The 11,315-nt window shown below is 68.6% G+C and carries 11 protein-coding genes and 1 tRNA gene; 8 read left to right on the forward strand and 4 right to left on the reverse strand.

Annotation, left to right across the window (positions count from 1 at the left end; genetic code table 11):
* Positions 1-443 precede the first annotated feature (443 nt).
* A tRNA-Leu gene (locus tag I6N91_RS01760) sits at positions 444-527 on the reverse strand.
* Between the two features lie 228 nt (positions 528-755).
* Between I6N91_RS01760 and I6N91_RS01765 the strand changes: the two genes are divergently transcribed.
* Positions 756-2,057, forward strand: coding sequence for a M20/M25/M40 family metallo-hydrolase (locus tag I6N91_RS01765; RefSeq protein ID WP_198810221.1), 1,302 nt, complete (start codon positions 756-758; stop codon positions 2,055-2,057).
* Positions 2,058-2,064: 7 nt separating this feature from the next.
* Complete coding sequence (locus I6N91_RS01770; RefSeq protein WP_198810222.1) at positions 2,065-3,225, forward strand: acyl-CoA dehydrogenase family protein; 1,161 nt, start codon at positions 2,065-2,067, stop codon at positions 3,223-3,225.
* On the opposite strand, the gene I6N91_RS01775 is transcribed toward I6N91_RS01770, so the two are convergent.
* The gene (locus tag I6N91_RS01775; protein ID WP_198810223.1) at positions 3,222-3,455 is read right to left on the reverse strand and encodes a DUF5703 family protein; all 234 of its coding nucleotides are present in this window, start codon (positions 3,453-3,455) and stop codon (positions 3,222-3,224) included. The two genes, I6N91_RS01770 and I6N91_RS01775, sit on opposite strands and share 4 nt — an antisense overlap.
* Before the next feature lie 41 nt (positions 3,456-3,496).
* Here I6N91_RS01775 and I6N91_RS01780 point away from each other — a divergent pair, with 41 nt between their 5' ends.
* Positions 3,497-3,799: a hypothetical protein gene (locus I6N91_RS01780; RefSeq protein WP_198810224.1), complete on the forward strand. Its 303-nt coding sequence runs from the start codon at positions 3,497-3,499 to the stop codon at positions 3,797-3,799.
* A gap of 112 nt (positions 3,800-3,911) precedes the next feature.
* On the opposite strand, the gene I6N91_RS01785 is transcribed toward I6N91_RS01780, so the two are convergent.
* Positions 3,912-4,847 carry an aldo/keto reductase gene (locus I6N91_RS01785; protein ID WP_198810225.1) on the reverse strand — a complete coding sequence of 312 codons (936 nt, stop codon included), beginning with the start codon at positions 4,845-4,847 and terminating at the stop codon, positions 3,912-3,914.
* Between the two features lie 50 nt (positions 4,848-4,897).
* On the opposite strand from I6N91_RS01785, the gene I6N91_RS01790 reads away from it, so the two are divergent.
* Positions 4,898-5,722: an undecaprenyl-diphosphate phosphatase gene (locus I6N91_RS01790; RefSeq protein WP_198810226.1), complete on the forward strand. Its 825-nt coding sequence runs from the start codon at positions 4,898-4,900 to the stop codon at positions 5,720-5,722.
* Positions 5,723-5,779: 57 nt separating this feature from the next.
* Entirely contained in the window at positions 5,780-7,057 is a 1,278-nt protein-coding gene (gene mshC / locus I6N91_RS01795; protein WP_198810227.1) for a cysteine--1-D-myo-inosityl 2-amino-2-deoxy-alpha-D-glucopyranoside ligase, read from the forward strand.
* A 64-nt stretch (positions 7,058-7,121) separates the two neighbouring features.
* On the opposite strand, the gene I6N91_RS01800 is transcribed toward mshC, so the two are convergent.
* Positions 7,122-8,012, reverse strand: a complete 891-nt coding sequence (locus I6N91_RS01800; protein WP_198810228.1) for a PAC2 family protein — start codon at positions 8,010-8,012, stop codon at positions 7,122-7,124.
* Between the two features lie 107 nt (positions 8,013-8,119).
* Between I6N91_RS01800 and I6N91_RS01805 the strand changes: the two genes are divergently transcribed.
* The 3 genes from I6N91_RS01805 (at position 8,120) to I6N91_RS01815 (ending at position 11,219) form a co-directional block, all read left to right on the forward strand.
* Positions 8,120-8,863: an HAD family phosphatase gene (locus I6N91_RS01805; RefSeq protein ID WP_198810229.1), complete on the forward strand. Its 744-nt coding sequence runs from the start codon at positions 8,120-8,122 to the stop codon at positions 8,861-8,863.
* Entirely contained in the window at positions 8,860-10,026 is a 1,167-nt protein-coding gene (locus tag I6N91_RS01810; protein ID WP_198810230.1) for a site-2 protease family protein, read from the forward strand. Before I6N91_RS01805 ends, I6N91_RS01810 begins: the two co-directional genes overlap by 4 nt.
* An 86-nt stretch (positions 10,027-10,112) precedes the next feature.
* Complete coding sequence (locus tag I6N91_RS01815; protein WP_198810231.1) at positions 10,113-11,219, forward strand: tRNA (adenine-N1)-methyltransferase; 1,107 nt, start codon at positions 10,113-10,115, stop codon at positions 11,217-11,219.
* Positions 11,220-11,315: the final 96 nt, after the last annotated feature.

The raw sequence follows: 11,315 nt of genomic DNA on the forward strand, positions 1-11,315 counted from the left end.
ACCCGCACCCGGCATCATCACCGCCACCTCCCCGGCCGGACGCACCTACCGCACCCTGCCCGAACCCGTCCCCGGCTAGCGGTAAACGTTGCGCCTCGTGCGCCAGATACTGATCGATGGGAGCCAGATCGATGCGGAGCCTACCCACCCCACGAGACCCGCCATCAGCTGGATCACGCCTCCTATGAGGTGAGACATACCTCGCGTCAGGTGGAGCAAACCTCCCATCGGTCGGAATACACCGCCGTGGCGTTCCAAAGCTTGAAGGTGTCTGGCGGTGGGGGAAGAAACGACCGGCCAGGGGAGGGCCGTTAGGGTCGAATGTGTCCGGCGGGGAAGGGAACACCCGGCGATTGGAGATCCACCACAACCCAAAAAAATCGCCCGGGAGAACAGCAACAAAAAAGGCCCCGGTCAGATGTCTCTGACCGGAGCCTTCGCTGTGCGCGGAGGGGGACTTGAACCCCCACCCTCAATAAGAGGACTAGCACCTCAAGCTAGCGCGTCTGCCATTCCGCCACCCGCGCGGGTGGGCTTTTTCCGGTTGAAAACCTTCGAAAGCGGCGAAAAAAACTCTAACACGACATCGGCCCAGAAGTTGAATCGGGCGAGCGGTGGGCCCGCTCGGGCCTGGTTCTCCGGGGGTTTTGAGCACGGCAGGGCGGCGACCCGGTGCAGCGGCTCGGCGCAGGTTGGACCAGCACACCGGGCACCTCGGTAGGCTGGGACCAACCGCACCCGAGGAGGACCCAGCGATGGCGATCACGCCCGAAGACGAAGTTGTACGCATCTGCCAGGAGCTCATCCGGATCGACACCTCAAACTTCGGCGACAACGCCGGCCCGGGGGAGAGGGCAGCCGCCGAATACACGGCCGGGCTGATCGAAGAGGTCGGGCTGGCGACGGAAATCTTCGAAGCCGCCCCAGGGCGCGCGTCGGTCATCGCCCGCATGGAGGGGACCGATTCCTCCCTGCCGGCCCTTGTGGTTCACGGCCACCTCGACGTCGTGCCGGCGCAGAAGGAGGACTGGAGCGTCGACCCCTTCAGCGGCGAGGAACGCGACGGGCTCATCTGGGGCCGCGGAGCCGTCGACATGAAGGACATGGACGCGATGATCCTCTCGGTGCTGCGCCATCTGCAGCGGAGCGGGACCCGGCCGCGGCGGGACCTCATCTTTGGCTTCTTCGCCGATGAGGAAGCCGGCGGCAACTACGGCGCGTCCTGGCTCGTGGACAACAAGCCCGGCGTCTTCGAAGGTGCCACCGAGGCCATCTCGGAGGTCGGCGGATTCTCTGCCACCATCGGCGGGCAGCGCACCTACCTCCTGCAGACAGCCGAGAAGGGCATTTCCTGGCTGCGTCTGCTCGCCCACGGTAGGGCCGGCCACGGCTCCCAGATCAACACCGACAACGCCGTGACCCGGCTGGCGCGGGCCGTCACCCGGATCGGGGAGTACACCTGGCCGATCGAACTGACGCCCACCACCCGGCAGTTCCTCGACGGCGTCACCGAACTCACCGGAGTCGAATTCGACCCGGACAATCCCGAGCTGCTGCTGGCCGAGCTCGGCACGGTGGCGCGCTTCGTCGGGGCGACGCTGCAGAACACCGCGAACCCCACAATGCTGAAGAGCGGCTACAAGCACAATGTCATCCCGGGCACCGCCGAGGCCCTCATCGACGTGCGTACCCTTCCCGGGCAGCAGGAAAAGGTGCTGGAGATCGTCCGCGAACTCGCCGGTGCCGGTGTCGAGGTCTCCTACGCGCACCAGGATGTGGCCCTCGAGGTGCCGTTCTCGGGCAACCTCGTTGATTCGATGATCGATGCCCTCCACGGGGAGGACCCCGGGGCGAAGGTCCTGCCCTACACCCTTTCGGGCGGCACCGACAACAAGTCACTGAGCCGCCTGGGCATCACCGGGTATGGCTTCGCGCCACTGCAGCTGCCGGACGAGCTGGACTTCACGGGCATGTTCCACGGTGTCGACGAGCGTGTACCGGCCGACTCGCTGCGCTTCGGCACCCGGGTGCTCACCCGCCTCCTGAGCGCCTACTAGGGCCGCCGTGGAACCCGCCGACCTGCTGACCGACGGCCTCCTCGAACGTTTCCGGGAGCGTGCCCCACGGTACGACGCCGAGAACACCTTTTTCACCGAGGACCTGGCAGATCTCAAGGCGGCCGGGTACCTCCGGCTGTTCTGCGCCGTCGACGACGGCGGATCGAGTGCGGGAATGCGGCAGGCGGCCGCCGCCCAGCGGCGGCTGGCCGCCGCCGCGCCGGCGACGGCCCTTGGGATCAATATGCACCTGGTCTGGACGGCAATTGCCGCGCTCCTGAGGGACCGCGGGGACGACTCGCTCGGCTTCATCCTCTCCGAGGCCGCCTCGGGGGAGATATTCGCCTTCGGCATTTCGGAACCGGGCAACGACGCGGTCCTCTTCGACTCCACGACCGCCGCGGAGCCGGGCCCGGACGGATCGCTGACGTTCACGGGCACCAAGATCTTCACGAGCCTCTCGCCGGCATGGACGCGCCTCGGAGTGTTCGGCAAGGAGGCCGGGGCCGGGGCCGACGGAGAGGGTGAACTCGTCCACGCCTTTGTTCCGCGGGACACCCCGGGCGTCTCCATCATCGAGGACTGGAACCCCCTCGGCATGCGCGCCAGCCAGTCCAACACCACCCGGCTCGAGGGGGTGCGGGTGCCTTCCTCCGCCATTTTCCGCAGGCTTCCGGTGGGTCCGAACGCCGATCCGTTCATCTTCGCGGTCTTTGCCGCCTTCGAGAGCCTGATCTCCGCCGTTTACGCCGGCATAGCCGACCGGGCCCTTGAGCTGTCGGTGGAGGCCGTGCACCGGCGCACCTCCCGGGTGCGGGGCATCAGCGCGGCCCAGGACCCGGTGATGCGCCACCGCATCGCTGCCGGGGCGATGCGGGTGGACGCGCTGGATGCGCAGCTGAGGGCCGTGACGGCCGACCTGGACGCGGGGACCGACCACGGCCCGTTTTGGTTCGCGAAGCTTGTCGGGTTGAAGACAGCGGCCGTCGACGCCGCGCGCCGCCTCACCGAGACGGGGCTGCAGGTCTCCGGCGGGTCAGGCTATGCGGCATCGAGCGAGATTGCGCGGCTGCACCGGGACGCCCTCGCCGGGCAGTTTCATCCCTCAAACGAGGATGCCGCGCACAACACGGTGGCCAGCGCGTGGCTGGGCCCGCTGGAGAGCTAGGCGGTGCGCTCCACCCGCAGGACTTTTCGGCGCAGCCAGTAGCGCCGGCTGCCGCCGAGGTAGATGCAGCTGCGCTCGAGTTCCCACTTGCCGTACTCGGCGTGTTCGGTGAGGACCTTCCGTGCCGCGCCCAGTGGTTCCCCGGCGTTGACGGTGAGCACGAGGTACTCGTATTGGCGGCCGAAATCCCGTTTACGGACGGCGGTTGAGTTCAGAAATTGCTCTCTCATATTCCTCCAATTTCGACCACTTTACCGATAACGTCTAACTCATGAGCATAGATCCGCGTGTCGCGCTCCAGGCCCTTGTCACCGCTCTCGAAGAGCACCTTGCGGCATCCGCTTCGCGCAGGATGGACGATGACCCAGCGGTTGAAGCCGCCTATCTCGCCATCGCAGATGCCTTTGAGGCCTATGAGGAAGCCCTCTACGACGCTCACGGCGAGGTGACCCCGCTGGAGATCTACGAGGAGTCCGACGAGGACGCCGATCTTGAGGACGACGACCTCGACGAAGTCGATGACGACGCTGACGTCGACGTCGAGACGGACGACGTCAACGCCACCCGCGAGTGACCTGCCTGTCACTGACATAGCCGGGGACTGATCCTGACGGGACTAGTCCGCCCGGCACGGCAGGCTGCGCCCGCAGGATGCGTCCCCGGGATCAGTCAGAGCGGGGAATCCCCTAGACCAGCGGCGCTGAGACCTCGTCAAGGGCCTCGGCGATCTGGCCGGCGATTGGTTCGACGGTTGTCCCTAGGAGTTCCTTGAGCTGCTGGGGGGTCCTGGCACCCACGACGGCGGCGGCAACGGTCGGGCGGCCCAGCAGCCACCGCAGGGCGAGGTCGTGTGGCTGCAGGTCGAGGCCACGCGCGGCCGTGCAGAGTGCGTCCACAACCCGCAGCGGCCTTCCCTCGAGATAGCTCTCGACGTACGGCGCCCACACGTCGGACGCCCGGCGGGAATCGGCGGGGGTGGCCACCCTGTACTTGCCAGTCAACACCCCGCGGCCCAGCGGAGCCCAGGCCAGCACTCCGGCGCCCATGGCGGCCGCGGCGGGCACGGCGCCGCGTTCGGCTCCCCGGTTGAGCAGGGAGTATTCAATCTCGTTGGCGATCAGCGGAATCCCGGCCGTGGCCGCGGCACGCGCGAACTCCCAGCCGGCATGGTTCGACACGCCGACGTACCGGGCCCGGCCGGAGGAGTAGGCCGCCTCGAGCGCACTGAGAGTTTCAGCGAGGGGGACCAGCGGATCCGGCGCTGGCGCGAGCCACAGGTCCACGTGGTCGGTGCCGAGGCGGGACAGCGACGCGTCGAGCGAGTCGAGGAGTCCCCGGCGGGAGACATCGGCGCGGTGCGCCCCCGCGCGCACGGCGCCGGCCTGGACCGCCAGCACCAGCTCGGAGCGCGCCACGGTGTCACCGAAAAAGCTGCCAAGCATCGCCTCGGCGCGCCCTGCCCCGTAGCCTCCGGCGGTCTCCACCAGGGTGCCACCGGCGTCGGCGAAAATCCGCAGCTGCTCGCGCGCCGCCTCGTCGTCGACATCCTGACCCCAGGACATCGTGCCGAGCCCCAATACCGACACGGCAAGGCCGCTCGTCCCCACGTTTCGCCGTTGCATAGGCCCAGCCTAAAGCCTCGGGGTCGAATGGTGCCTTAGGGTCTTAACATGTGAATTGGTTCGAAGCTGCCATCCTGGGCCTTGTTCAGGGACTGACGGAGTTCCTTCCCATCTCCTCGAGCGCCCACCTGCGCATCGTCGGCGAACTCCTTCCCAACGCCCAGGACCCGGGGGCGGCCTTCACCGCCATCACCCAGCTCGGCACCGAAACGGCTGTCGTTGTCTTCTTCTGGGGCGATATCGTCCGGATCGTCCGCGCCTGGTTCGGTTCTCTCCGCGGCCGGGTCAGCAGGCAGGACCCCGATGCCCGGATGGGATGGCTCGTCATTGTAGGCAGCGTGCCCATCGCGGTCCTGGGACTGCTGTTCCAGGACCAGATCGAAAGCACGCTGCGCAGCATGTGGCTCGTCGCGACCATGCTGGTCGTCTTCGGGGTGTTCCTCGCGGTGGCCGACGCCGTCGGAAAGCACACCCGCAGGCTGGACCAGCTGACCGTCCCCCACGGGGTGCTGTTCGGCTTCGCGCAGGCGCTGGCACTCATCCCCGGCGTGTCCCGCTCGGGCGGCACCATCACTGCCGGCCTGCTGATGGGTTACTCCCGCGAAGCCGCCGCCCAGTATTCCTTCCTGCTCGCGATTCCGGCGGTCTTCGGCAGCGGCCTGTACCAGCTCGGCAGCAGCCTGGGGGACTGGGGTCCCTACGACGCCGGAGAGACGGCCCTGGCGACCGTCATCGCGTTCCTTGTCGGGTTCGCAATCATCGGCTGGTTCCTGAAATACGTCTCGACCCGCACCTACGGCGTCTTCGTCTGGTACCGCATCCTGCTGGGCATGCTCCTGTTCATCCTGCTCGGCTTCAATGTGATCAGCGCCTAACCCTGCGGGGCCCGGGTCCGGCCGGAACGGCTCCGCCAAGACCGTATGGTAGAAGGTGTGATTGCGTGGAACTCCAGCCCTGTCCCAACCCTTCCCGGCCGGCAGTCCGGCGTCGAACTGTACGACACGGCCGAGGGCCGCGTCATCGAACTCGCCCCCGAGGAGAATCCGAGCCTGTACGTCTGCGGCATCACCCCGTATGACGCGACCCACCTCGGGCACGCCTCGACCTACGTCGCCTTCGACCTGCTGAACCGGGTCTGGCGGGATACCGGCGCGCGCGTGAACTACGTCCAGAACGTCACCGACGTCGACGATCCGCTCCTGGAGCGGGCCACCGCCACCGGCGTGGACTGGCAGCAGCTCGCCGCGGACCAGATCCAGCTTTTCCGCACCGACATGGAGGCGCTGAACGTCCTCGCCCCCGATCACTACGTCGGCGCCGTCGAGTCGATCGAATGGATCGTCCCCGTGATCGAGTCCCTGCTGGAGGAGGGCCTGGCCTACCGTGTGCCGGGCACCGACGGGGCCCCTGACGGCGATGTGTACTTCTCGGTCGAAGCCGCCTCCGCCCTCGATCCGGAGAACCCTTCGCGCTGGGCCCTTGGCCTGGTGTCGCACCTTTCCGAGGACGAGATGACCGAACTCTTCGCCGAGCGCGGGGGAGATCCCGAACGCCCCGGGAAGAAACACCGGCTCGACCCCCTGCTGTGGCGGGTCGCCCGCGAGGGTGAGCCGCACTGGGAGGGCGGATCCCTCGGCGACGGACGCCCGGGCTGGCACATCGAGTGTTCGGTCATCGCCCAGCGTTTCCTGCCTGCGCCGCTTACGGTGCAGGGCGGCGGCAGCGACCTGGTCTTCCCCCACCATGAAATGAGTGCCGGCCACGCCTGGGCCGGGAGCGGCGCACCCCTGGCCCGGCACTACGCCCACGCCGGGATGGTGGGCCTCGAGGGGGAGAAGATGAGCAAGTCCAAGGGAAACCTCGTGCTCGTCTCCGCCCTCCGCCGGGAGGGGGTGGACCCGGCGGCGATCCGGCTGAGCATCCTCAACCACCACTACCGCAGCGACTGGTCCTGGACCTCCGGCGTGCTCGCCCGGGCCACGGCGCAGCTCGAGTCCTGGCGGGCCGCCCTGCCGCAGGCGGATGAGGAGTCGGCCGCCGCCCTGACGGCGGAGATCCGGGCGGCCTTGGCCCATGACCTGGACGCCCCCGCCGCGGTTGCCGCCGTCGACCGCTGGGCCGAAAAGGCCCTGACCACCGCCGAAGGCACTCCCGCCGGCGCCGCGCAGGTCACGGCCGCGCTGGACGCGCTGCTCGGCATCCGCCTCTGAGGGAGGCCTGCATCAGGCGGGGGAGGATTGCCTGCCCCGACGGGCCCGTACCTGATCCGGTGAACTACTGCTCGCGCCGGCGCTTCTTGAGGTAGCGCTCGAACTCGCGGGCGATCGACTCGCCGCTTGCCTCGGGCAGGTCGACGGTATCCTTGGCTTCCTCAAGCTGGCGCACATAGGCGGCCACCTCAGGGTCCTCGGTGGCCAGCTCGTCCACTCCGCGCTCCCACGCCTCGGACTCCTCGCTGAGCAGCTGCGTCTCAAGGCTCACCTGCAGCAGCTCCTCAAGCCGGTTCAGCAGGGCCAGCTGCGCCTTCGGCGAAGGGGACTGCCCCACGTAATGGGGCACGGCCGCCCACAGCGACAGGGTGGGGATGTCCGCAAGGAGTCCCACCTCCGCGAGCACGCCGACGATCCCGATCGGCCCCTCGTAGGTCGAGGGCTCAACGTCGAGGCTCTCGCGGACCAGGTCATCATCGGAGGTCACTGTCACCGGGATGGGCCGCGAATGCGGCACGTCGGCCAGCAGCGCCCCGACCAGGACGATGCAGTCGACCTTGAGCTCCTTCGCCGAGGCGACGAGCTCGGCGGTGTAGGCCCGCCACTTATAGGACGGCTCGACGCCGTGCACAAGGATCAGGTCGATGTTCGAGTTCGGGACCGACGCCCGGCTGATCTTCGTCGTCGGCCACTTGATCCGCCGCTGTCCCGCGGCATTGCGCTTGATCAGCGGGCGGGTGAACTGGAAGTCGTAGAACTCATCGGCGTCGATCGTTGAAATCTTCTCGCTGCCGAGATACCTGCCAACGAACCGGAGCGCGTCACTGGCCGCCTCACCGGCGTCGTTCCAGCCCTCAAAGGCGGCGAGCATGATGGTCACCCGCCGGGTCGGATCCGAGGCATCCTGGAAGAGGTCGCGGACGCCGCGTGGCTGGCTCTCGTCGAAGGTGTTCACTTCTTCACCCTAAACCTCCCCCCGCGAACCTGTCAGTCACCGCGGAAGGCGCTTCGCGCACAGCGGAGGCGGGCGGACGCCGGGCCGGGCCACCGTAGACTTGGACCATGGCAACCCGCGCTCTCCAGACTCCGTCCACCTCAAACCCGGCCGGGGCCGTCTCGCCGGGCGATGGAGTCCAGGCCGTCCTGTGGGACATGGATGGCACGATTGTCGATACCGAGTCCTACTGGATCGAAGCCGAAACCCAGCTGGTGAAGGATCACGGCGGAACCTGGTCCGACGGCCAGGCCAGCGCCCTGGTCGGCCAGGCGCTGTCCTTCTCCGCCCGCCTCCTGCAGGAGGCCGGGGTCGGGCTGACCGAGCGGGAGATCATCGACCACCTCATCTCCCGGGTCGTCGAGAAGGTCCGGGTTGAGGTTCCCTGGCGCCCTGGCGCCCGCGAGCTCCTCGAGGAGCTCCGTTCCAACGGCATCCCGTGCGCTCTGGTCACCATGTCCGAACGCCTCCTCGCCACCGTGATCGCCGCCCAGCTTCCCGAGGGAACCTTCGAGTTCCTCGTCACCGGGGACATGGTCGAGCATGGAAAGCCCGACCCCGAGGCCTACCGAACCGCCTTCGAGCGGCTGGCCCAGGACCGTCCCGGCCTCTCCGAGGCCCGGGTGGTCGCCATCGAGGACTCCCTCCCCGGTGTCACCTCGGCGCTTGCCGCCGGCGTCGTGACCCTCGCCGTCCCCCACTTCGTCCCGCTGCCCAAGGACCCCGCCCGGACCGACTGGACCACCCTCGAAGGCAGGACCCTTGAGGACCTGAACGGCGTGGTGCGCGACACGGCCGCGCGCGGACGATGAGCGGACCGGCCGCCGCACCCGGCGCCGGGCCGAAAGAGCGCCGCCTCGGGGTCTCGCTGGGCCGGATCGCCGGCATTCCGGTCATCCTGACCTGGCCCTGGTTCCTGGTCACGGTGATCATCGCGGTCTTCTTCGGGCCGAGGGTCGAGGCGAACTTCCCCGGCATCGGCATCGGCGCCTACGTCGTCGCCCTTGGCTATGCCCTGCTCCTTGCCCTGTCGGTGCTGATCCACGAATTCGCCCACGCCCTCTCGGCACGGGCGTTCGGCTGGCCCACCCGGCGGATCGTCCTCAACCTGTGGGGCGGGCACACCCAGTTCGAGCACTTCAGCTCCTCCCCGGGCCGCTCGCTGGCCGTCGCGCTGGCCGGGCCGGCCTCGAACTTCCTCCTGGCCCTGGTGAGCTGGGGCATCATCCTTGTCTCCGGGCAGGGCACCGTGGTGGACCTGTTGGCCAACACCCTCTTCTGGGCAAACCTGATCCTCGCCGTCTTCAACGTCCTGCCCGGGCTGCCCCTTGACGGCGGCCGGATCGTGGAGTCCGCCGTCTGGAAGGCCACCGGGAGTCAGGATCGGGGCACCATCGCCGCCGGCTGGACCGGCCGGATCATTGTGCTGCTGTTCGTCGGCCTGGTGCTCGGTGTCCCGCTGCTCTCCGGCCGCGCACCCCAGTTCACCCTCGTCATCATCAGTGTCCTCGTCGCCACCTTCATGTGGGCCGGGGCCGGCGAGGCCATCCGGACGGCCCACATCCGGCTGCGGATCCCCGGTCTCACCGCGGGCATGCTCAAGCAGCCCGCCGTCGGTCTCCCGTCCGCGAGCACGGTGAGCGAGCTCCGCCGACTGGCTGCCGGCCGGCCCGACCTGGCCGCGGTGCTCCTGGATGCCGAGGGACGGCCGGAGTTCGTCGTCGACTTCGGCGCCCTGGCCGATGTTCCCGAGGAGGCGGCCGGCACCACCCGGGCCAGCACCTCGGTCCGTCCCCTCGCCTCGACGGCCGGAATTGACGAGACCGCCTCCGGGACGGAGCTCCTGAAGCTCCTTGATTCCTCGGACGGCTTCGAATTCCCCGTCACCAATGCACAGGGCACCGTGACCGGGGTCCTCCACCGGCTGGCCGTCATCGACGCGCTCACCGGCAAACGCACGCCCGGCTCCGCCTGACACAGGCTCAGCCTCACATCGACCCCGCCTCACATCGACACCGCCCGACACCGACCCCGCCTGACATTGACCAAAGGACTTTCTGAATGAACAACCCCGCCCCCAGCCCTGCCGAAAACGCGCCCCACGGCGCAGCGAGCCGACGGGGCCCCTTCCGGCCGGGCGAAAGGGTGCAGCTGACCGACGAGAAGGGCCGGATGAACACGGTCACCCTCACCCCCGGCGGGGCGTTCCACACGCACAAGGGGTTTCTGCTGCACGACACCATCATCGGCCAGCCCGAGGGCACGGTCCTGCCCAACACCACCGGCCAGCTGTACCAGACGCTCCGGCCGCTGCTTTCGGACTTCGTGCTCTCCATGCCCCGCGGTGCCGCGGTGGTCTACCCCAAAGACGCCGCGCAGATCGTCACCATGGGCGATATTTTCCCGGGTGCGCGCGTGGTCGAGGCGGGCGTTGGTTCCGGCGCGCTGTCCATCTCGCTGCTGCGTGCCGTCGGGGACGCAGGGTACCTTCACTCCTTCGAGCGCCGGCCGGAGTTCGCCGAAATCGCCAAGGGCAACGTGGAGACGATCTTCGGCGGACCGCACCCCGCCTGGCGCGTCTCGCTGGGCGACTTCCAGGAGCAGGTGCTCGTCGAGGAGGAGCCCGGAAGCGTCGACCGGGTGGTCCTCGACATGCTGGCGCCCTGGGAATGCCTCGACGCGGTCGCGACCGTGCTGGCCCCCGGCGGCGTCTGGATCAACTACGTCGCCACGGTCACCCAGCTCTCCCGCACCGCGGAGGCCATCCGCGCGGACGGACGGTTCACGGAGCCGGAGGCCTGGGAGTCGATGGTGCGCGGCTGGCACCTCGAGGGCCTCGCCGTGCGCCCCGACCACCGCATGGTGGCGCACACCGGCTTCCTGCTCACTGCCCGGCGCCTGGCCGACGGCGCCACGGGCCTGGTCCAGAAGCGGCGGCCGTCCAAGACCGACTTCAGCGACGAGGACCTTAACGCCTGGACCCCGCAGGCGGTAGGGGAGCGGGAGGTTTCCGACAAGAGGCTGCGCCGGGTGGCCCGGGACGCCTCCTCCACCATCCAGCGCGGGGCGCTCCCGCCGGAGGAGGCCCAGGCCCGCCGCGACGCCGAAAAGGAAGCAGAAATGGACACGGAAAAGGACGCCGGCACGGGCGCCGGGTCCGGCCTATAGGGGGTTCGTGCGCCCGCCACAATTAGGCAACGATGCGGGCATTTGCCGCCGGTCCTGCGCTATGGTCGAACTATAGTTCAATGCCGAGTGAAGGTG

The organism is Arthrobacter sp. MSA 4-2, from assembly GCF_016405885.1.
GTDB lineage: Bacteria > Actinomycetota > Actinomycetes > Actinomycetales > Micrococcaceae > Arthrobacter_D.

Excerpts from the sequence above, each read along its gene's own strand:
- I6N91_RS01765 (WP_198810221.1), top strand. The coding sequence starts at position 756 with ATGGCGATCACGCCCGAAGACGAAGTTGTACGCATCTGCCAGGAGCTC.
- I6N91_RS01775 (WP_198810223.1), bottom strand. The coding sequence starts at position 3,455 with ATGAGAGAGCAATTTCTGAACTCAACCGCCGTCCGTAAACGGGATTTC.
- I6N91_RS01780 (WP_198810224.1), top strand. The coding sequence starts at position 3,497 with ATGAGCATAGATCCGCGTGTCGCGCTCCAGGCCCTTGTCACCGCTCTC.
- I6N91_RS01785 (WP_198810225.1), bottom strand. The coding sequence starts at position 4,847 with ATGCAACGGCGAAACGTGGGGACGAGCGGCCTTGCCGTGTCGGTATTG.
- I6N91_RS01805 (WP_198810229.1), top strand. The coding sequence starts at position 8,120 with ATGGCAACCCGCGCTCTCCAGACTCCGTCCACCTCAAACCCGGCCGGG.
- I6N91_RS01810 (WP_198810230.1), top strand. The coding sequence starts at position 8,860 with ATGAGCGGACCGGCCGCCGCACCCGGCGCCGGGCCGAAAGAGCGCCGC.
- I6N91_RS01815 (WP_198810231.1), top strand. The coding sequence starts at position 10,113 with ATGAACAACCCCGCCCCCAGCCCTGCCGAAAACGCGCCCCACGGCGCA.